Here is a 21,601-nt window from a genome sequence, read left to right as displayed (position 1 = left end):
CGAATGAGCTTCACAGCCACCCCATCCGCTGAGCCGTACGGATGGCTTCGAGCCGGTTCTGGGCGTTCAGCTTGGTCATCGCGCTGGACAGGTAGTTGCGTACGGTGCCCTCGGTGAGGTGCAGCTCGGCCGCGATCCGCGCGATCGTGGCCCCGTCGTCGGCCAGGCGCAGGGCGTCCCGTTCCCGTTCGGTGAGGGGGCTGTCGCCCGCGGCCATGGCCGCCGCCGCGAGTTCGGCGTCCAGATAGCGGCCGCCCGACTGAACCTTGCGGATCGCCATGGCCAGCTCCTCGGCCGAGGCGTCCTTGCCGAGGAAGCCGCTCACCCCCGCCGCCATCGCCCTGCGCAGGTAGCCGGGCCGCCCCAGGCTGGTCAGGATGACGATCTTGCACATGGAGCTGATCTGCTCCGCCGCGCTCAGCCCGTCCATGCCGGGCATCTCGATGTCGAGTACGGCCACGTCGGGGCGGTGCTCGACGACGGCGGTCAGCACCTCGTCGCCCCGGCCGACCTGGGCGACCACCTCGATGCCCGCCTCCAGGTCGAGCAGGGCCGCCAGGGCGCCGCGCACCAGGTGCTCGTCGTCGGCCAGCAGTACGCGCGTCGTCATGCCGGGACCGCCGCCCTGAGCAGGTAGGCGCCGTCGTCCGTAGGCGCCGCCGACAGCGTGCCGCCTGCGGCGCTGAGCCGCTGCGACAGGCCGCCGAGCCCGTCCGGCGCGTGGTCGCTCACCGGCCCGTCGACCCCGTCGTTGGACATCTCCAGCACCCCGTCCTCGATCGTTATCGTGCAATGTCCGGCTTTGCTGTGCTTGAGGATGTTGGTCGCGCCTTCGCGGACCACGGTGGCCAGCAGTGTGCGGGTCTCGGCGGTCAGCGAGCCCGTGTCCGCCCGGACGACGCAGCGTACGTCCGCCGCCTCCAGCACCGCCCGCACGCTGGCCAGGACCTCGTCGAGGTCCACGGCCCGATAGCTCTGCACGGTGGACCGCACCTCGCGCAGCGTCTGCCTGGCCAGGTCGCGTACCTCGAACATCTCGCCCGCCGCCGCCGAGGGATCCTCGCGCAGCGTCTGGGAGGCGGCCCCGGCCCTGGCCGAGATGTCGGCGAGGCTCTGGCCGAGCAGGTCGTTCAGGTCGCGGGCGAAGCGCAGGCGCTCCTCCGACACCGCGAGCCTGGCCCTGGCCTCCTGGCCCTCGTGGGCGTCCCTGGCCACGCGCCACAGCCACAGGTTCGCCAGGACGCCGCCGCTGACGATGGCGGTGAGGATGGTCTGGACGAGGAGGACCTCGATCAGGAACCCGACCGCGAGCGTGACGTACGCGTTGACGACCACGATCGACCCGGCGGCCAGGATGAGGATGGTGCGCCTGCGGACGAACAGGGCGAGCATTCCCAGCCACACCGGGATCGCCCAGACCAGCGCCAAGACGGTCAGGAGCAGCGTGATGACCCCGGCGACCGCCAGGATCCCGGTCGGCCGCCGGCCGCCCCTGACGGCGATCCTGAACGGGCGGGTGGCCAGCCCGACCAGTACGAGGAGCAGGACGGCCGCCGCTATCGTGAGGGCGGCGGGAAAGCCCGCACTCCACCGGGCGTACAGCTCGAAGAGCCCGATCAGGGCGAGCAGGTTGGCGATGTCGGTGCTGTAGACGATCAGCCAGCGCACCTTGTCGAGCCGGCTCGCCCGCCGAAGCCGGCCGCCGCCCGCCTGGCTCGCCCGCTGTAGCCGGCCGCCGCCCACCGCCCTCATGCGGGCACCGCCGCCCGCAGCAGGAACTCGCCCGCGGGCGTGGTGGCCGCCGTGAACGAGCCGCCCGCGGCCCCCATGCGCTCGGCCAGCCCGCGCAGCCCGCTCCCGGCCCCGGTCGCCCAGCTGGTCGCGGGCCCGGGCACACCGTCGTTGCGCATCTCTAGCACGCCACCGTCGATGACGATCGCGCAGCGCGTGGCCGTACTGTGCTTGAGCACGTTGGTGGCCCCCTCGCGCACCGCCCAGGCGAGCAGCGTACGGGCGGCGGGGGACAGGTCGTCGGTCCTGGCTTCGATGACGCACCGCGCGCCCGCCGCCTCCAGCGCGGCGCGGACCCCGGCGAGCTCCTCGTCCAGGTCGAGCACCCGGTAGCCGTCCACGGCCACCTGCACCTCGGCGAGCGACTCGGCGGCCAGGCGGCGTACGTCGGCCATCTCGGCCGCCGCCTTGCCCGTGTCGATGGTGGCCAGCTTGGCGGCCAGCTCGCTCTTCAGCGTGAGGACGGACAGGCTGTGGCCGAGCAGGTCGTGCAGGTCGCGGGCGAAGCGCAGCCGCTCGTTCGACACGGCCAGGGTGGCCTTGGCCTCCCGGCTGTCGTAGGCCTCCCTGATCGTCCACCACAGCCAGCGCCAGAGCCTCATGGTGGCGGGCAGCAGCACGGCGGACACCGTGAGGGAGATCAGGAGGTACTGCCAAGGCTGGTCGCTGACCGCCGACACATAGAAGGTGGTCAGCGCGACCAGCGCGGCGCCCACGCAGGCCGTCGCCCGGAGCGGGAGGTAGAGGGCGAGGGCCGAGAGCCAGAGGCACCCGACCATCTCCCACGACCCGGCGGTGGTGATGGAGGGCGGCACGAGCGCCACCGCGCCGGCGGCGAACAGCCCGCCCGCGACCAGCTTCGCCGTGGGCCGCGGCCGGTCGTCGTAGGCGTCGCGCAGGACCAGGGGGAGGACCGCCAGCGCGGCCAGCACGCACACCTCTGCGGCCACCGCGTGCGGTACGAAGATGCGCCCCTCGCGGGCCGAGGCGAGGACCATCATCGAGAGCATGAAGCCCATCAGGGCGACCGTGGCGTCCATCCAGTAGAGGAGGATCTTCTTCGCCGTCTCGGGACGGGTCGCCATCTCACCCCTCTCTCGCCGACAAAAGCCACGCTGCTCACAAAATCCTATGGCCGTCGCGGGAGCGGCGGGATGCGGCGGGAGCATTCTCCGGGTGTCGTCCATTGTGTGGTGGTACGTAAGCGGATAATGAGGCTTATGAAGTTGCGGATCTTCACTGAGCCCCAGCAGGGTGCCACCTACGACGACCTGCTCACCGTCGCCCAGGCCACGGAACGGCTGGGTTTCGACGCGTTCTTCCGGTCTGACCATTACATGCGCATCGGAGAAGGAGAGCCGGGGCCCGGGTCGACCGACGCCTGGCTCACGCTGGCCGCGCTGGCCAGGGAGACCTCCACGATCAGGCTCGGCACGCTGGTGAGCCCGGCCACGTTCCGGCTGCCGGGGCCGCTGGCCATCAGCGTCGCGCAGGTGGACCAGATGAGCGGCGGCCGGGTCGAGCTGGGCTTCGGCACCGGCTGGTTCGAGGAGGAACACCGCTCGTACGGCATCCCGTTCCCGCCGGTGGGGGAGCGGTTCGGCCGGTTCGAAGAGCAGCTGGAGATCGTCCTGGGGCTGTGGACGGCGGAGAAGACCTACTCCTTCGAGGGCAGCTACTACCGGCTCGTCGACTCCCCGGCGCTGCCCAAGCCGGTCCAGCGCCCGCACCCGCCGGTCATCATCGGCGGCGTCGGCGCCAAGCGCACGCCCCGGCTGGTGGCCGCCTTCGCCGACGAGTACAACGTGCCGTTCAGGACGCTGTCCGACACGAGCGAGGCATATGCCCGGGTGCGGGAGGCGAGCGCGGAGACCGGCCGTACCGTGCTCCTGTCGGCGGCGCAGACCGTCTGCGTCGGCCGCGACCAGGCCGAGATCGAACGGCGCGCGGCCGCCATCGGGGAGGACCTGGCCGGGCTGCGCGCGGGCGGTCTCGCGGGGACTCCGGCCGAGGTGGTCGACAAGATCGGCCGGCTGGGCGAGCTCGGTGCCGAGCGGGTCTACCTCCAGGTCATGGACCTGTCCGACCTGGAGCACCTGGAGCTGATCGCGGCCGAGGTACTGCCACACGTCTGACATAACCGTTAGCGCCCCTTTGTTGGCCTGCGGCACACTTGGCCCGTGCTGCTGACCATTACGACCACCGCCACACCCGCCACCGACCTGGGCTTTCTCCTGCACAAGCATCCTGATCGGGTGCAGGAGTTCGACCGGTCGTTCGGCACGGCCACGGTCTTCTACCCGGAGTCGGGCGAGGGGCGCTGCACGGCGGCGCTGCTGCTGGAGGTCGACCCGATCGCGCTGGTCCGGTCACGTGGCAAGAACTCGCCCGACTTCAGCCTGTCCCAGTACGTCAATGACCGGCCCTACGCCGCCTCCTCGCTGCTGGCCGTGGCCCTGGGCGACGTCTTCCGCACCGCGCGGGCCGGGCGCTGCAAGGCCAGGCCGGACCTGCCGGGCAGGCCGATGCCGCTGGAGATCCGGCTGCCCGCGCTGCCCTGCCGCGGCGGGCCCGAGCTGGCGGTCCGGCTGTTCGAGCCGCTCGGCTGGGCCGTCGAGGCGAAGGCCGTACCGCTGGACGAGGGTTTTCCCGAGTGGGGCGACTCGCGCTACGTCCGGCTGACGCTCAGCGGGACCGTCCGGCTGGCCGACGCGCTCAACCACCTGTACGTGCTGCTGCCCGTCCTCGACGACGGCAAGCACTATTGGATCGCGCCCGACGAGGTCGACAAGCTGGTCAGGGCCGGTGAGGGCTGGCTGTACGGGCACCCGGAGCGCGGCCTGATCATGCGCCGCTACCTGGGCCGCCGCTGGGCGCTGGCCCGGACGGCGCTGGCCCGGCTGGCCGAGCTGGGCGACGAGACCGAGGAGCAGCTGGAGCCCGCGGTCGACGAGGACGCGGCGGCGGGGGAGACCGCGGCCGACGAGGCGGCGGCCGCCGAGGCCGTGGCCCAGGGCGAGGCGCCGGAGGTCAAGCCGAAGGCGCTGAACGTCAGGCGGCGTGAGGCCGTACTGGAGACCCTGGAGGAGCTCGGCGCGACCAGCGTGCTCGACCTCGGCTGCGGGCAGGGCGAGCTGGTCGGCGCGCTGCTGGCCAGGCCCAGGTTCGCCAGGGTCGCCGGGATGGACGTCTCGGCCATGGCGCTCACCATCGCCGCGCGCAAGCTCAAGCTGGACCGGATGCCCGACGGCAAGCGGGCCAGGCTGACGCTGTTCCAGGGCGCGCTCACCTACACCGACAAGCGGCTGACCGGCTATGACGCCGCGGTGCTCATGGAGGTGGTCGAGCACGTCGACCCGCCGCGCCTGGCGGCGCTCGAACGCGTCGTGTTCGGCCACGCCCGGCCCCAGCACGTGCTGGTCACCACCCCGAACATCGAGTACAACCCCCGCTACGAGTTCCTGACCGGACTGCGCCACCGCGACCACCGTTTCGAGTGGACCCGCGCCGAGTTCGCCGCGTGGGCCGAGCGGGTGGCCGAGCAGTACGGATACCAGGTCACCTACAAGCCCGTTGGCGACGACGACCCCGAGGTCGGGCCGCCCACCCAGATGGGAGTGTTCACCCGATGAGCCCGATCAGCGTTCCCGAGCTGTCCCTCGTGGTGCTCGTCGGTGTGTCGGGCAGCGGGAAGTCGACATTCGCCGCCAAGCACTTCAAGCCGACGCAGGTCATCTCGTCCGACTTCTGCCGCGGCCTGGTCGCCGACGACGAGAACGACCAGTCGGCCACCCCCGCCGCCTTCGACCTGCTGCACCACATCGTCGGCGTACGCCTGGCCAGGGGGCTGTTCACCGTGGTCGACGCCACAAACGTCCAGTACCCCGCCCGTCGCAGCCTCATTGATCTGGCCAAGAAGCACGACGTGCTGGCCGAGGCGATCGTGCTGGACACACCCGAGGAGGTGGCGATCGAGCGCAACGCCGGCCGCCCCAACCGCGACTTCGGGCCCGGCGTGGTGATCCGCCAGCGCAAGGACCTGCGCCGCTCGCTGGGCAAGATCTCCCGCGACGGCTTCAGGAAGGTGCACGTGCTGCGCGGCCTGGAGGCCATCGAGAACGCGGAGCTGTCGTACGAGAAGGCGTGGAGCGACAAGCGCGAGCTGACCGGCCCGTTCGACGTCATCGGCGACATCCACGGCTGCCGTTCGGAGCTGGAGACGCTGCTGGAGAGCCTGGGCTGGCAGATCGAGCGCGTCGAGGGCAGGGCGGTGACGGCTCAGCACCCGGCCGGTCGTACGGCGGTGTTCGTCGGCGACCTGGTCGACCGCGGCCCCGACACGCCGGGTGTGCTCCGCCTGGTCATGGGCATGGTCGCGGCCGGTACCGCGATCTGCGTCTCGGGCAACCACGAGGCGAAGCTGGTGCGCGCGCTGAACGGCCGCAAGGTCAAGGTCGCGCATGGCCTCCAGGAGTCGCTCGACCAGCTCGCCGCCGAGCCGCCGGAGTTCGTCGAGCGGGCCCGTACCTTCATGGAGGGGCTGATCAGCCACTACCGGCTCGACGGCGGCCGGCTCGTCGTCGCGCACGCCGGGCTCAAGGAGGCCTACCACGGCCGCGCGTCCGGCCGCGTCCGCTCCTTCGCCCTGTATGGCGACACGACGGGCGAGACCGACGAGTACGGCCTGCCGGTCCGCTACCCCTGGGCCGAGGAGTACCGCGGCCGGGCCATGGTCGTCTACGGCCACACGCCCACGATCAAGGCCGAATGGATCAACAACACGATCTGCCTCGACACCGGCTGCGTCTTCGGCGGCACGATGACCGCGCTGCGCTACCCGGAACGCGAGCTGGTCTCGGTCCCCGCCGAGAAGGTCTGGTACGAGTCGGTCAAGCCGCTCGGCGGCGGGCCCGCCCGTGACCCGGGCATGCTCGACATCGGCGACGTCCAGGGCACCAGGCACATCGAGACCCGGTTCGGCACCCGCGTGAAGGTGATGGAGGAGAACGCGGCCGCCGCCCTGGAGATCATGAGCAGGTTCGCCGTGGACCCGCGCTGGCTGGTCTACCTCCCGCCGACCATGGCCCCGCCCGAGACCTCCGCGCTCGACGGCTTCCTGGAGCACCCGCACGAGGCGTTCGAGGAGTTCGCCGCCGCCGGGGTGAGCGAGGTCGTGTGCGAGGAGAAGCACATGGGCTCGCGGGCCGTCGCCGTGCTCGCCAGAACTCCCGAGGTGGCCGCCGCCCGCTTCGGCGTGTCCGACGGCTCCGCGGGCGCCGTCTACACGCGTACCGGGCGCCCGTTCTTCGACGACATGGCGCCGCTGGTGGACCAGCTGCGCGAGGCGTGCGAGCCGCTGTGGGCCGAGCTCGGCTCCGACTGGGTGGCGCTCGACTGCGAGCTGCTGCCCTGGTCGGCCAAGGCGGGCGAGCTGATCAGGAGCCAGTACGCCTCCGTCGGCGCGGCCGCGCGGGCGGCGCTGCCCGAGGCCATGTCGGCTCTGGAGGCGGCCGCCGGGCGCGGGCTGGATGTGGGCGGGCTGCTCGCCCGCACTCGACGCCGCACCGACAACGCTGCCCTGTTCCGCGACGCCTATGCGCGTTACTGCTGGCCGGTCGACGGCCTGGAGGGGGTACGGGTGGCGCCGTTCCAGATCCTGGCCTGCGAAGGCCGGGCCACGGCGCTGGAGCCGCACGCCTGGCACCTGGCGAAACTCGCCCTGCTGGACTCGCCGCTGATCACCCACACCAGGCACCTGTTCGTCTCCCTCGACTCGCCGCAGGCGCGGGCCGAGGCGGTCGAGTGGTGGTCGTCGCTCACGGCGGCGGGCGGCGAGGGCATGGTGGTCAAACCCGCTCAGTACGTGGCGGGTCGGGTCCAGCCGGGGGTCAAGGTACGCGGCCGCGAATACCTGCGGATCATCTACGGCCCCGACTACACCGAGTCGCTCGACGTGCTGCGCAGGCGTTTCCTCGGCAAGAAGCGGTCCATGGCGCTGCGTGAGTACGCGCTCGGCCTGGAGGCCCTGTCGCGCCTGGCCGAAGGCGACGCGGGCTGGCGGGTCCACGAGCCGGTTTTCGGGGTACTCGCCCTGGAATCCGAGCCGGTGGACCCTCGGCTCTAGTTTTTTAAGTAATCGTGGTTTTTGAGTAATCATGGCCGTACGTGGAGTGACTGCGGGTAAATCCCCATTTCGGGGAGGAGGCCCGCATGGCTACTCAGTCCGGCCACCAGGAGAACCTCGGCCACGTCGTCTTCATCACGGCGGCGGCGGCCATCGGCGGGTTCCTGTTCGGCTACGACAGCGCCGTGATCAACGGCGCTGTCGTCGGCATCCAGAAGTACTTCCACGTCGGCCCGGTGGAGATCGGGATCGTGGTGGCCATCGCGCTGCTCGGCTCCGCCATCGGCGCCTGGATCGCGGGCCGGCTGGCCGACTGGTGGGGACGTACCAGGACCATGCAGGTGGCGGCCATCCTCTTCTCCGCCAGCTCGATCGGGCAGATGCTGCCGTTCGCCCTGTGGGACCTGGCCTTCTGGCGGATCCTGGCGGGCATCGCGATCGGGATGGCCTCGGTGCTCGGCCCGGCCTACATCGCCGAGGTGTCGCCGCCCGCCTACCGGGGCCGGCTCGGCTCCTTCCAGCAGCTCGCGATCGTGCTGGGCATCGCGTTCTCGCAGCTAGTCAACTACGCCTTCGTCCGGCTGGCCAGGGGCGACGTCAACAACCCGCTGTGGGGACTGCAGGCCTGGCAGTGGATGCTGGGCGCGTGCGTCGTGCCGGCCCTGCTCTACCTGCTGTTCGCCTCGACCATCCCCGAGTCGCCCCGGTACCTGATCGCGGTCGGCCGGATCAGGCAGGCCCGCACAGTGCTGACCGAGGTCGAGGGCGAGCACGTAGATCTGGACGCCCGGGTCGCGGAGATCAATCAAGTCCTCAGGACTGAGGAAAGGACCACGATCAAGGAGCTGCGCGGGCCCGCCCTCGGGCTGCTGCCGATCGTCTGGATCGGCATCGCCCTGTCGGTCTTCCAGCAGTTCGTCGGCATCAACGTGATCTTCTACTACTCGTCGGTGCTCTGGCAGTCGGTGGGCATCACCCAGGCCAACTCGCTGCTGATCAGCTTCTCCAGCTCGGTCATCAACATCATCGGCACGTTCATCGCGATCTCGCTGGTCGACAAGATCGGGCGCAAGCCGCTGCTGCTCATCGGCTCGGCGGGTATGGCCATCGCGCTGGGCACGGCCGCGTGGGCGTTCTCCTACGCCCGCGGGCTCAGCCTGCCCGCCCCGCAGGGACCCATCGCGCTGGTCGCGGCCAACGTGTTCGTGCTGTTCTTCGCGCTGTCGTGGGGTGTCGTGGTGTGGGTGCTGCTGGGGGAGATGTTCCCCAACCGCATCCGGGCCGCCGCCCTGGGCGTGGCCGCCTCGGCGCAGTGGATCGCGAACTGGGCGATCACGGTGACCTTCCCGGCCCTGTCGAAGTGGAACCTGCCTCTGACGTACGCCATGTACTCCTTCTTCGCCGTGCTGTCGTTCCTGTTCGTCGCCAAGTTCGTCAGGGAGACCAAGGGGCGCAAGCTCGAGGAGATGGGCTAGCCTCCGGTGCGTGATTGACGACGTGCTCGGTCCCTCCATCGAGGTGTTGTTCTGCGGGATCAATCCCGGGCTGATGTCGGAGGCCACCGGCCATCACTTCGCCCGTCCCGGCAACCGGTTCTGGCCCGCGCTGCATCTGTCCGGGTTCACACCCCGGCTGCTCGCCCCGGCCGAGCAGCACCTGCTGCCGTCGTACGGGCTGGGCATCACGAACGTGGTCGCCCGGCCCAGCGCCAAGGCGTCGGAGTTGACCCGTGAGGAGCTGATCGAGGGCGGAGCCCGGCTGGCCGGGCTGGTGGCGTCGGTGCGGCCCCGGGCGCTGGCCGTGCTGGGGATCTCGGCGTACCGGACGGCTTTCGCCCGGCCGAAGGCGCGGATCGGTCTCCAGCCCGAGCCGGTGGGCGGCGTGCCGGTGTGGGCGCTGCCGAACCCGAGCGGCCTCAACGCCCACTGGACCCTGGCCGGCATCGCCGCCGAATTGCGGCTGCTGCGCGAGCACATCGGGCGGCCTTCGCGCACCTCTTGACGATCTCAGAGCTCGCTCCCTACTATCGGGTAACTCTTTAATGATCAACGCAATCCCCGTTTACGGTTCAACCACTTCCAGGTAGGCGGGAGTGGGCTTCGCCGTAGCCTCGTAGGGAAATCTCGCATGACAGATGACTATGACGTCGTCATAGTCGGCGCAAGCATTTCCGGATGCGCCGGCGCAATACTGTTCGCGAATCTGGGAGCTCGCGTCGCGCTCTTGGAAAAGCATTCCGGCATGGACGCGTACAAGGTGTTGTGCACCCATACGCTGCAACCGAGCTGCCTGCCGGTCATCAAGACGCTGGGCCTGCTGCCGCTGCTCGAAGAGGCCGGGGCGCACCGGCACGTCACCCACCTGTGGACCCCCTGGGGCTGGATCGAGCCGCGCCCCGCGCCCGGCGCGGAGCCGCTTGCGCACGGACTCAACATCCGGCGCCAGACCCTGGACCCCTTGCTCAGACGGCTCGCCGCCGAGACACCGGGAGTCGACCTCCGGCTCGGCCAGAACGTCAACGGGCTCCTGGAGGAGGACGGCCGCTTCACCGGAGTCCGCGTCACCGCGGGCGGCGTGGAGACCCGGCTGACGGCGCGGCTGGTCGTCGGCGCGGATGGGCGCAACTCGACCGTGGGCGCCCTCAGCGGGCTGCCCGTCAGGCTGAGCGCCAACAACCGGCTGGGCTTCTTCGCCCAGTACCGTGGCCTGCCGGAAGACGCGCCGAGCCGGGTGTGGTTCCTCGACCCGGACACCGCCTTCGCCTTCCCCAACGACGACGGCGTCACCGTGATCGCCTGCTCGCCCAGCAAGGAACAGCACAGCTCCGCCTTCCGCGCCGACCTCGAAGGCAGCTTCGAACGGTTCGTCCGCGCCCTGCCCGACGGGCCCCGCATCGACGAGGCCGAACGCGTCTCCAAGATCGTCGGGACGCTCGACCTGCCCAACGTCTACCGCAAGCCGTACGGACCGGGGCTGGCCCTAGTCGGCGACGCGGCCCTGGCCACCGACCCGCTGTGGGGAGTCGGGTGCGGCTGGGCGTTCCAGTCCGCCCAGTGGCTGGTCGACGCGGTCGGGGGCGCCGTGGCGAGCCAGGGCGACGTGCTGCCGGGCCTGGCGGAATATGGAAAAACGCACCGCGCGGCGTTTTTCCCGACGCGGCCACCGCCGGTGAGCTGTGGGACAACGCGCTGGCGGGCCGCAGGTCGTTCCGGCGGCTGCCCCCGGAACGCATCCGGTTGTCCGACTACTGGTCCGCGGACCGTACGGCGCCCGATCACTTCTACACGACAGAGGCGGCGCTGTTACGCGACTGGGAGTTCGACCGGCTGCGCTTCAAGGTGGCCGGCACGACCTTCCGCAACACCGACATGGTGCACTGGCTCGCCCTGGAGGTGGCCGCCGAGGCGCTCGCCGACGCAGGGTTCCCCGACGGCAAGGGCGCGCCGCACGAGACCACCGGAGTGGTCATCGGCAACTCGCTCACCGGCGAGGGCCAGCGCGCGGCCGGGATCAGGCTGCGCTGGCCGTACGTACGCCGCATCGTCGCCAACGCCCTGGAGGGCAAGCTGGACACCGAGCAGCTCACCGAGCTGCTCGGCCGGATGGAGCACGACTACAAGGCGCCCTTCCCGGTGCCCGACGGCGACTACCTGGCCGGCGGCCTGTCCAACACCATCGCCGGACGCATCTGCAACCACTTCGACCTCAACGGCGGCGGCTACGCCGTCGACGGAGCCTGCGCCTCGTCGCTGCTGGCGCTCACCACCTCCTGCAACGCGCTGGTCTCCGGCGACCTCGACGTCGCGGTGGCCGGCGGGGTGGACATCAGCATCGACCCGAACGAGCTGATCGGCTTCTCCAGGGCCGGCGCGCTCGCCGTCGACGAGATGCGCGTGTACGACCAGCGGTCCGCCGGTTTCTGGCCCGGTGAGGGCTCCGGCATGGTCGTCCTGATGCGCGAGGAGGACGCCGTCGCCAGGGGCCACCGCATCCACGCCCTCATCGCCGGCTGGGGCGTCTCCTCCGACGGGGCGGGCGGGATCACCCGGCCGGAGTCCGACGGCCAGCGGCTCTGCCTCGACCGAGCCTACGAGCGGGCCGGCTTCGGCATCGAGGAGGTGCCGTACTTCGAAGGGCACGGCACCGGCACCGCCGTCGGCGACGCCGCGGAGCTGGAGACGATCTCCGAGGCGCGAAGGGCGGCCGCGCCGGCCGCGCGGCCCGCCGTCATCGGCTCGATCAAGGCGAACATCGGCCACACGAAGGCGGCCGCCGGGATGGCCGGCCTGATCAAGGCGGTCATGGCGGTCAACAGCGCGGTGCTCCCGCCGACCACGGGCTGCGAACGGCCCCACAAGATCCTCTCCGGCGACTCCCCGGCCCTGCGCACCCTCCGCAAGGCCGAAGCATGGCCGCAGGACGCGCCGCTGCGCGCGGGCGTCAGCGCCATGGGCTTCGGCGGCATCAACACGCACGTGGTGATCGAGTCTCCGCGCCGGCGCCGCCCTCGCCTGGACGGGCGGACCCGGACGCTCATGAACTCCCCTCAGGATGTGGAGCTGTTCTGCCTGGACGCCGACTCGCCGGCCGACCTGCGGCAGGAGGCGGAGCGCCTGGCCGAGGTCGCGGTCGGCCTGTCCCGGTCCGAGCTGCCCGACCTCGCCGCGTACCTGGCCAGGAAGATCGGCCGCCGGGCGCGCCGCGCCGCGGTGGTCGCCGGTACGCCCGCCGCGCTCGCCGAGCGGCTGCGGCAGGTCGCCGAGCTGGCCGGGCAGGGCACGGAACGGCACCTCGACAGCGCGGCCGGGGTCTTCCTCGGCACGCTCGGCGAGCTGCCGCGCATCCTGCTGATGTTCCCCGGCCAGGGCTCCGGCACCCGCGGCGACGGGGGCGCGCTGCGCCGCCGCTTCGACTCGGTCGACGAGCTGTACGAGATGGCGGCCCTGCCCACCGGCGGCGACCAGGTCGAGACCGCCGTCGCCCAGCCGCGCATCGTGACCGCCTCGGTGGCCGGGCTGCGGGTGCTGTCCGAGCTGGGCGTCGAAGCCGGGACCGCGGTCGGGCACAGCCTCGGCGAGCTCGTCGCGCTGCACTGGGCCGGCTCCTTCGCCGAGGCCGCGGCGCTGCGGATCGCCGCAGCCCGGGGACGGGCGATGAGCGAGCTGTCGGAGAGCGGCGGCGCGATGGCCAGCGTCACCGCCGACCACGACACCGTGGCCGCGCTGCTCGGCGACGATCCCGTGGTCGTCGCCGGCCTGAACTCCCCGCGCCAGACCGTGGTGTCGGGCCCCGCCGAGGCGGTGACCCGGGTCGTCGAGCGGGCCACCCGCCAGGGCCTGTCGGCGGTCAGGCTCCCCGTCTCGCACGCCTTCCACTCGCGGCTGGTCGCTCCGGCCGCCGACGTCTTCGCGGGCCGGCTGGCCGAAGAGCGGCCGGAGCCCGTCGGCCGGCACGTCATCTCGACCGTGACCGGAGCTCCGGTCGTGGGCGAGCCGCTCGAACTGCTGCGCGAGCAGATCACCGCGCCGGTCCGCTTCATCGAGGCGCTCACGGTGGCGGCCAAGGACGCGGACCTGCTCATCGAGGTGGGACCCGGCCTCGTACTGACCCAGCTGGCGCGCGACATCGTCGACGTCCCGGCCGTCGCCACGCGTACGGACGACGACTCCCTGGCCGGCATCCTGCAGACGCTGGGCGCGGCGTTCGCCGTCGGTGCCGGGGTGAAGGTCAGCGAGCTGTTCGAGGATCGCTTCACCCGCGCCTTCGACCCGGCCGCCACCCCGACCTTCATCACCAACCTGTGCGAGGTCGTCCCGGAGATCGACTCCGCCCTGCTGGTCAGCGCCGCCGCTCCCACGTCGGCCTCCTCGTCCCTGGACGAGCCCACCGGAGACCCGCTCCTCCTGCTGCGCCGGCTGGTCGCCGAGCACGCCGAGTTCCCGCTGGAGTCGGTGCAGGCGGACAGCAAGTTCCTGGACGACCTGCACCTCAGCTCGATCGTGGTGGGCGAGCTCGTCGGCGAGGCCATGCGTCGGCTCGGGCTGTCCGAGCCCGCCGCGCCCACCGGGTACGCCACCGCGACCCTGGGGCAGGTCGCCGAGACGCTGGAACAACTGGTCGCGACGGGCGAGGCCCCGGCCGAGGACGCCGAGACGGCGGCGGCCCGCATCGTGCCGCCCGGCATCGCGCCCTGGGTGCACAGCTTCGCCGTCGGGAGACGCGAAGCACCCCGTCGGGGCGTACGGCGCCGCGCGTCCAGGGCATCTGGCAGGTCATCGGTGAGCATCCCGCCGCCGACGCCGTCCGGACCGCGCTCGAAGCGGCGGCGACCGGCACCGGCGTCCTGGTCGTCCTGCCCTCGGGCCCGCGTGCCGAGCGGCTGGCGGTGCTGCGCGCCGCCGCCGAGGCGGTGCTCGCGGGCAAGGAGGTGACCCGCTGCGCGATCGTCCAGGAGGAGCCCGGCGGGGCCGGTTTCGCCAAGAGCCTGCACCTGGAGGCGCCCTGGGTCGCCACCACCGTCGTGACCCTTCCGCTCGACGCGGCCGAGGCGCCCGCGCGGATCAGCACGGAGGTCACCGCGACGGACCGTTTCAAGGAGGTCTTCTACGACGCCGACGGCCTTGGTACGGAGCCCGTCCTGACGCCGGTGGAACTCGGCGGCACCGAGCTGCCGCTCGGCTCCGACGATGTGCTGCTCGTCACCGGCGGCGGCAAGGGCATCACGGCCGAATGCGCGCTGAGCCTGGCCAAGGAGACGGGCACCCGGCTGGCCCTGCTCGGGCGATCCGATCCGGAAGAAGACAGCGAACTGGCCGCCAACCTGGAGCGGATGGCGGCCACCGGAGTGACCGCCCGCTACGTGCGCGCCGACGTCACCGACGCGGCGCAGGTGGCCGAAGCGGTCGCCGCGATCGAACGGCACCTCGGCAAGGTCACCGGCGTCCTGCACGGAGCCGGTGGCAACGTGCCCAAGCTGCTCGGGGAGCTCACCGACGCCGACTACGCGGCCACGATCGACCCCAAGGTCGCGGGGCTCGAAGCGGTGCTCGCGGCCGTCGGAACCGGCGCGCTGAAGCTGCTGGTCACGTTCGGCAGCATCACCGCGCGGGCCGGGTTGCGGGGTGAGGCCCACTACGCCATAGCCAACGAATGGCAGAGCGACCTCGTCGAACGGCTGGCGCGCGAGCTGCCGCACTGCCGATGCCGGGCCGTGGAGTGGTCCCTGTGGTCGGGTGTCGGGATGGGGGAGCGGCTCGGCTCGGTGGAGAACCTCGCCCGGGTGGGCGTCACCACCATCACGCCCGATCAGGGGGTGGCCATGCTCCGCGAGCTGATCGCCGACCCCGGCGCGCCCGTCGTCTCCGTGGTGACCGGCCGGTTCGGCGAAATGCCGACGGTGACGTTCAGCGCCGACTCGGAGGGGGCTTCCCGCTCTGGCAGGGGTGGGAGCGATGATCTGCCGCTGCTCCGCTTCCTGGAGCAGCCGCGCGTCTATTACCCCGGCATCGAGCTCGTCGCCGACTCCGAGGTCAGCTGGGCCAGCGATCCCTACCTCGCCGAGCACGTCTTCGGCGGTGGGGAAGGGGCGGTCGTGCCGGGCACGGTGGGCATGGAGATCATGGCTCAGGCCGCGGCCGGCCTGCTCGGCACGGACACCGTGCCGGTCCTGGAGGACATCGAATTCCTTCGGGCCATCGTCGTGACCGAGGACGCTCCGGTGACGGTACGGGTGGCGGCGCTGCGTACCGGGCCGGGGCGGGTGGTCACGGCGGTTCGTACGAGTACGACCAAATTCCAGATCGACCACTTCCGGGCGGTCTGCGACTACTCCGGCGCCAAGGCTGAAACGCTCGGGCACACCGGCGTCAAGCCCGAGACCCTCGGGCTGGCCCGGCCCGACGACGTGGCGCTGCCGCCGCTGGCCTTCGACCCCGCGACGGACCTCTACGGGCCGATGCTCTTCCACGGCCCGCGCTTCAAGCTCGTCGAGAGCATCCACCGCACCGGCGCCCAGCACGTCACGGGACGGCTCCTCGCGGGCACCGGCTCCTCCTGGTTCGGGCGATATCTCCCCGACCGGCTGCTGCTCGGCGACCCGGCCGCCCGGGACGCCTACATGCAGCCGATGCAGACCTGCGGTCCGACCGTACTGGCCATCCCCGCGGGAGTGGAGCGCATCGTGCCGGGCCCGTCGACCGGCGCGCAGCCGACCGACGTCTACATCCGGCACCGCTTCGACGACAAGTGCTGGGACATCGAGGTCACCGACCGCGACGGCGACGTCATCGAGACCTGGCAGGGCTTCCGGACGCAGCTGGTCAGCAAGTACGAGGTGCCGCGCGAGTGGGTCCCCATGCTGCTCGGCTCGTACCTGGAGCACGTGCTCATCGAGCAGGACCTGGCAGGCCGCGTCCTGTTCGACACCGACGGCGACGGACTGGAGCGGCGGCAGGCCAGCCGGCTGGCCGTCCAGCGGCTGTTCGGGGCCGAGACCGAGGTCGTCTGGCGCCCGGACGGCAAGCCGGAGGTACTGGGCGGACAGACTGTGTCGATCGCGCACTCGGCGGGCGTCACCATGGCGACGACCACTCCGGGGTGCGATCTGGAGACGGTCACGCCCCGGAGCAGGCAGACCTGGTCGACGCTGCTCGGCGCGGACCGGCTCGCGCTGGCCGAGGCCGTCGCGGACGAGACCGGGGAGGACTTCGACACCGCGGCCACGCGGATCTGGACGGCCGCCGAGTGCCTGGTGAAGGCGGGCCGGCCGGTCGACGCCGCGGTGACGTTCGACTCGGCGCGGGAAGGCGGCTGGGTCGGGCTCGTCGTCGGCGATGACCGGATCCTGACGATGTCCACCAGGCTGCGTGGTGTGTCGGCCCCTGTCGTCCTCGCGATCCTGGCCGCGACCGACCCGAACGCCGGCAAGGCGGGTGAGCTCCGATGACCGGGGACGCCTACGAGTACCGGCACGTCGTGGGCATCGAGGACACCGACCTGCTCGGCAACGTCAACTACGTCAACTACATCCGCTGGCAGGGCCGCGCCCGGGAGATGTTCCTACGGGACTTCGTCCCCGACGTGGTGGCCGGTTTCGCCGACGGGGTACGCCTGCTGACCGTGAGCTGCCACTGCGACTACCTGCGGGAACTGGCGGTCTTCGACGAGGTGGTCATCAGAATGCGGCAGGGAGAGCTGGGCCAGACCCAGTCGGTGATGACCTACGAGTACTGGCGTCAGCTCCCGGACGGAGGAGAGGAACTGGTCGCCACCGGGGAGCAGCGGATCGCCTGCGTACGTCCCGACGAGAACGGCCACCTGGCTCCGGCCCGGATCCCGGAGCAGATGCGGCGCCTGCTCGAACAGGTACGCAGTCGCCGTTGATCTTTACGCCGGTCGGTCCTTTTGCCGGTCAGACCTCATACCGGTTGATCCTCATGCCGGTCGGTCCTTTTGCCGGTTGATCCGTATGCCGAAGGAGTGTCGATGCACGCTGTTTCCGCCACCGCCCGCTGGACGGCGGCCGCCAGGGCGAAGGAGTCGCGACGCGATGACGCGATCTTCACCGACCACCTGGCCGAGGAACTCGCCGGAGAGGAGGGCGCGACCCTCTTCGCCCGCTATGACAACCCGGGCGTCGGCGAGTTCATCGCCATCCGGACCCGCTACCTGGACGACGTGATCTCCGTACGCTCCGGCTGTGCGCCTGCGCCTCGGCCGAGCAGTCGAACCGGTGGGGCGGATCGCCTCGGACAGGTCGTGCTGCTGGCGGCCGGCTTGGACACGCGCTCCGTACGACTGACGTGGCCTCCGGAGACCGTGCTGTACGAGATCGACCAGGCCGACCTGCTGGAGGAGAAGGACAAACGGCTCGCCGAACTCGGCGCCCAGCACCGCTGCGCTCGCCGGGCCGTCGGCACCGACCTGACTGGCGCCTGGCCGCAGGCGCTCAGGGAGGCCGGCTGGGATCCGGCGGCGCCGACCCTCTGGGTGGTCGAGGGGCTGCTGTTCTACATGCCGGAGTCCGACGCTCGTGGGCTGGTGGAGCGGGTCGCGGAGATCACGGCTCCCGGGAGCGTGCTCGCCGGGGATCTGCTCAGCCATCAGTCGATGATCAGCGAGTTCTCGCGGGAGGGCCTGCGCAGGCTGACGGAGGACGGCTGCCCGTGGCTGTTCGGCACGGACGAGCCGGAGGAGTTCCTGTCCGGGTGCGGCTGGCGGGTCACGGAGCTGAAGACCCCTGGGGAGGAGGGCGCCTCGTACGGCCGGTGGCCGTGGGATCCGCCGCTGCCCCGGGACGTCATGGGCTTCCCCCGGAACTTCCTGTTCATCGCGGACCATTGACGTACATGCTCATCGCGCTCCATTGATGTACGCGCTCATCGCGGACGCTGACGTAAATGCATCGCGGACGCCGACGTAAATGCTCATCGCGGACCGCTGACCAGCATGGTCGCGCGGTGATCGTGGAGTGATCGTTTGATCACATTCGGTACTGGCCATTTGCGCCCGTAGGTACCCTTGGCCTGTGGCGGGTGCCTCTGACCAGCCACGAAGCACCATTCCCCCTCAGATCACCGGCCGGTGCGGCTGCCATCACGTTGAGTTCGCAGCGTTCAAAGTGTCTCCTCAGCCGCCCCAACTGATAGGAGACTTGTGTTCAAGGCAATCAGCAGGCGATCAATGGCGCTGGCCACCCTCATGGCTCTAGGGCTCGCACTGATCACCACCGCCACGGCCGCTGCGGGCGTGAACCACGCCGCCATCATCGGAGGTAGGGACGCGACGGAGACCTACTCGTTCATGGCGTCCTTCCGGCTGAGCGAAGTGCCCAACCACCACTGCGGCGGCGCCCTCATCGCCCCCGACTGGGTCGTCACCGCCGCCCACTGCAAGGGCCTCATGAGACCCGGCGAGACCCGCGTACGCATCGGCTCCCTCGACCGGGACAAGGGCGGAGTCGTCGCGCGCGTGAACCGGATCGTCACCCATCCCGACTGGAGCGGCCGCGACTCGGACGGGGAGCGCAAGGGCGACCTGGAGCTGATCCAGCTGGACCGGCGAGTGAACCTCGCCCCCATCCGCATCGCCGACAGCCCCGGCCAAGTGGGCGACCCGAGCCGGGTCATCGGCTGGGGCATGACCTGCGAGAGCATGGCGAGATGTGAGAACGGTTCCGAGAAGCTGCAGGAACTCGACACCGTACGCGTACCCGACAACCGTTGCGTCGACCTCAACAGCGGCACCGAGCTGTGCACCAGCGACAGCGCCGGCCGCGCGGCCAGCGCCTGCCACGGCGACTCCGGCGGCCCGCAGATCCGCAAGATCGCCGGCCGGTGGGAGCTGATCGGAGCCACCTCGCGCGACGGTGACGACGTGGACGAGCGGATGGGCGGCGGCGCCGGCTGCTCCACCAACCCCGACGGCGGACCGGGGGTCGGCGTCTGGACGGACGTGACCCACTACCGCTCGTGGATCACCCGCACCATAGAGGCGTGATCCACTACCGCTCCTGAACCACTCGCACTGTCGGGCAACACGCCTCCGCGAAGCAGCCAGGCGGCGCCGCCTGACCACGCCGCTTCCAGGTCACGCGCGCGCCATTTGGCTCCCCCTCTATGGGGGGCGGGCTCCCCCGAGCGGGGGAGTCCGGGCGGCCCGCGTGGCTGGCAGAGTCGTCGCCCATGAGGACGATGGGTTACGCGGCCATGGGCTGGACCGGGCTTTACGTGGTGTCGAAGGTGTTCTTCGCCTTGGAGGGGCGACTGGGGGTCACGGGTGGCCCGCACGTCGCCCCCGAGAGCTACCAGAGCTACGGACCGGGCGAGGTGGCGTCGGCTCAGTGGGCCAACGCCGGGAGCGGGGTGCTGATCATCGTGCTTCTACTGGCAGCCCAGGTACGTTTCGACAGTCGCTGGCCGCGCTTGGTCCTGCTCGTCCTGCTGTGGCTGTGCACGGCGATGGCGGCGGTGGGGGCGGTCGGCATGCTGGGCGGCGCGCTGCTCACTGACCGTGGCGGCGCGGTGTTCGGCGGCTATTGCACGGTCTGGGCCGTGCTCCTCTTTCTAGCCACGCGTGAGCTCCAGCGCCGTCCTCTCCGGGTCGCGGCATGAAGCGTGGGGGCGCCCGTCCGGGGCCGGGAGCGCCGTCGGCGGCAGGTCTCGTGTAAGGCAGATATAAAGATCAGGCCCTGTAGATGTCCCTCGATGTGCGTGCCCGAAACCATTCTGGCGGTGTGCCTGGATGCGAGGAACGGCCGGTGTTGTCGCTCGTCAGGGCCCGATCTTGCTCTCGCAGGGCGCATCCCACCGCCCTGGGGCTCCAGATGTTACAGAAAATGCGTTCGAATTTTGAGTGATCTTTCTCATATTGTCCCCTTGGTCGGGCGAGGATATTGATCTTGTGTCATGTCAACTCATGCCTGATTGAGGGTGTTAGTGAGCGAGTTACCACGTACAACGAGAGCGGGCGGGAAACCGCCCCGGCACATCACCCTGGCGACGGTGCTCACGGTGGCAGCATCGCTGCTGGTGGCGGGAACGGTGACCTCGGCCATGGCCGATCCGGGACCGATCGGCACACCTGGGAGCGCTCCCGCTTCCACGAAGACCATCTTCCCCCACCCGGACGATCCGGACGCGCCCCTGCGTGCCGCACTCCAGGAGGCGAAGCAGCGCAACGAGACGATCCCCGTCGAATCAGCCTTCACCGAGACCTCACGCACGTGGGCGTACCCGGACGGACACCTGGCGACAGACTCGTACTCCGGCCCGGCACAGCTCAAGCAGGGCGACGGCTCGTGGCAGTGGATCGACACATCCCTGGTCGAGCAGAATGGGGTGCTACGGCCCAAACGCGCCAAGGGCGGCGTGCGCCTGTCGACCGGCGGCACACAACCTTTCGCGACCATGAAGCTGGGCAGGGACCGTTCGTTCGGGCTGTCCTGGCCGACGGCGCTGCCCCACCCTCAGATCAAGGGCAACGTAGCCACGTACGTAGGAGCCGCGGGCCCATCGGCGGACCTTGTAATGACGGCCCTACCTACCGGATTCCGGCACGACATCGTGCTACGCGAACGGCCGACTGGAGCGGTCGAGTTCCGCATCCCGGTGCAGGCCCGCGGCCTCGACCTCAAGACGACCAAGTCCGGTGGCCTCTCGCTGACGGCCGCAAAGGGCAAGCAGGTGGCGTCGGCGCCGACACCGCTGATGTGGGACGCGGCATCCGACAAGCCGAGCGCTGAGCACCCCGGTCGCCAGACCAAGATCAACACGACGGTCGAGGGCAAGGACGCATCGACCGTACTGGTGCTCAAGCCGGACGCCGCGTGGCTGGCCGACCCGGCCACCCAGTACCCGGTCACAGTGGATCCCACCACGACCCTGGGAGTGACCAAAGAGGTCGGGGTCCGCTCTCCCGACGAACAGCGCGCCCCCGGCGTCGTGAGCCGGTCGAACTGGAAGGAGTGCTCAGGTACGGGCTGTACTCCCGCCTATAAGGAGCGCATCGGCCGGACGTTGATGGCGTTCGACACGGCGTCGATCGCGGGGCGGCAGGTGGTCAAGGCCACGATGCAAATGCAGTTGCGTCTGGACGTCATCAACTGCAGTGAGTTCCAGGGAATCGCCGCGCAGCGCATCACCGAAGCCTGGGACCCTGACGAGGTCTGGTGGGATGACTAGCCGGCCA

The 21,601-nt window shown here is 70.7% G+C and carries 15 protein-coding genes and 1 pseudogene; 13 read left to right on the top strand and 3 right to left on the bottom strand.

Annotated elements, in window-relative coordinates; translation table 11 throughout:
• Positions 1–10: 10 nt before the first annotated feature.
• The 3 genes from AB0J16_RS38480 to AB0J16_RS38470 are packed head-to-tail and all read right to left on the bottom strand — an operon-like array spanning position 11 to position 2,876.
• The gene (locus AB0J16_RS38480) at positions 11–610 is read right to left on the bottom strand and encodes a response regulator transcription factor (RefSeq protein WP_358549200.1); all 600 of its coding nucleotides are present in this window, start codon (positions 608–610) and stop codon (positions 11–13) included.
• Positions 607–1,752 carry a histidine kinase gene (locus AB0J16_RS38475; protein ID WP_358549197.1) on the bottom strand — a complete coding sequence of 382 codons (1,146 nt, stop codon included), beginning with the start codon at positions 1,750–1,752 and terminating at the stop codon, positions 607–609. Before AB0J16_RS38475 ends, AB0J16_RS38480 begins: the two co-directional genes overlap by 4 nt.
• A complete protein-coding gene (locus tag AB0J16_RS38470; RefSeq protein ID WP_358549195.1) occupies positions 1,749–2,876 on the bottom strand; it encodes a histidine kinase in 1,128 nt (375 codons plus the stop codon). Before AB0J16_RS38470 ends, AB0J16_RS38475 begins: the two co-directional genes overlap by 4 nt.
• Before the next feature lie 135 nt (positions 2,877–3,011).
• Here AB0J16_RS38470 and AB0J16_RS38465 point away from each other — a divergent pair, with 135 nt between their 5' ends.
• The 13 genes and pseudogenes from AB0J16_RS38465 to AB0J16_RS38405 all read left to right on the top strand — a co-directional run bounded on the left by AB0J16_RS38465 (position 3,012) and on the right by AB0J16_RS38405 (position 21,594).
• The gene (locus AB0J16_RS38465) at positions 3,012–3,926 is read left to right on the top strand and encodes an LLM class F420-dependent oxidoreductase (RefSeq protein WP_358549193.1); all 915 of its coding nucleotides are present in this window, start codon (positions 3,012–3,014) and stop codon (positions 3,924–3,926) included.
• A gap of 45 nt (positions 3,927–3,971) precedes the next feature.
• On the top strand, positions 3,972–5,423 hold the full coding sequence (locus tag AB0J16_RS38460; protein WP_358549190.1) for a 3' terminal RNA ribose 2'-O-methyltransferase Hen1: 1,452 nt from the start codon (positions 3,972–3,974) through the stop codon (positions 5,421–5,423).
• Positions 5,420–7,915 (top strand): polynucleotide kinase-phosphatase, encoded by a 2,496-nt coding sequence (locus AB0J16_RS38455; protein ID WP_358549188.1) that lies wholly within the window; start codon positions 5,420–5,422, stop codon positions 7,913–7,915. Before AB0J16_RS38460 ends, AB0J16_RS38455 begins: the two co-directional genes overlap by 4 nt.
• An 86-nt stretch (positions 7,916–8,001) precedes the next feature.
• Positions 8,002–9,390 (top strand): sugar porter family MFS transporter, encoded by a 1,389-nt coding sequence (locus AB0J16_RS38450; protein WP_358549185.1) that lies wholly within the window; start codon positions 8,002–8,004, stop codon positions 9,388–9,390.
• 10 nt (positions 9,391–9,400) lie between these two features.
• A complete protein-coding gene (mug, locus tag AB0J16_RS38445) occupies positions 9,401–9,916 on the top strand; it encodes a G/U mismatch-specific DNA glycosylase (protein ID WP_358549183.1) in 516 nt (171 codons plus the stop codon).
• Between the two features lie 126 nt (positions 9,917–10,042).
• Positions 10,043–10,918 (top strand): annotated as a pseudogene (locus AB0J16_RS38440) (NAD(P)/FAD-dependent oxidoreductase); the annotation flags it as partial.
• A gap of 11 nt (positions 10,919–10,929) precedes the next feature.
• A complete protein-coding gene (locus AB0J16_RS38435) occupies positions 10,930–14,346 on the top strand; it encodes a type I polyketide synthase (protein ID WP_358549180.1) in 3,417 nt (1,138 codons plus the stop codon).
• Positions 14,301–16,859 (top strand): SDR family oxidoreductase, encoded by a 2,559-nt coding sequence (locus AB0J16_RS38430; RefSeq protein WP_358549177.1) that lies wholly within the window; start codon positions 14,301–14,303, stop codon positions 16,857–16,859. Before AB0J16_RS38435 ends, AB0J16_RS38430 begins: the two co-directional genes overlap by 46 nt.
• Positions 16,856–17,296, top strand: coding sequence for an acyl-CoA thioesterase (locus AB0J16_RS38425; RefSeq protein ID WP_358549175.1), 441 nt, complete (start codon positions 16,856–16,858; stop codon positions 17,294–17,296). Before AB0J16_RS38430 ends, AB0J16_RS38425 begins: the two co-directional genes overlap by 4 nt.
• Before the next feature lie 102 nt (positions 17,297–17,398).
• A complete protein-coding gene (locus AB0J16_RS38420) occupies positions 17,399–18,256 on the top strand; it encodes an SAM-dependent methyltransferase (protein WP_358549173.1) in 858 nt (285 codons plus the stop codon).
• A 312-nt stretch (positions 18,257–18,568) separates the two neighbouring features.
• Positions 18,569–19,411 carry a serine protease gene (locus tag AB0J16_RS38415; RefSeq protein ID WP_358549170.1) on the top strand — a complete coding sequence of 281 codons (843 nt, stop codon included), beginning with the start codon at positions 18,569–18,571 and terminating at the stop codon, positions 19,409–19,411.
• 185 nt (positions 19,412–19,596) lie between these two features.
• On the top strand, positions 19,597–20,025 hold the full coding sequence (locus AB0J16_RS38410; RefSeq protein WP_358549167.1) for a hypothetical protein: 429 nt from the start codon (positions 19,597–19,599) through the stop codon (positions 20,023–20,025).
• Positions 20,026–20,415: 390 nt separating this feature from the next.
• On the top strand, positions 20,416–21,594 hold the full coding sequence (locus AB0J16_RS38405) for a hypothetical protein (protein WP_358549165.1): 1,179 nt from the start codon (positions 20,416–20,418) through the stop codon (positions 21,592–21,594).
• Positions 21,595–21,601 lie beyond the last annotated feature (7 nt).

This window comes from Nonomuraea sp. NPDC049750 (assembly GCF_040659625.1).
Lineage (GTDB): Bacteria > Actinomycetota > Actinomycetes > Streptosporangiales > Streptosporangiaceae > Nonomuraea.
Note: the sequence above shows the minus strand (reverse complement) of the source record. Positions and strands in the feature narration are given on the sequence as shown.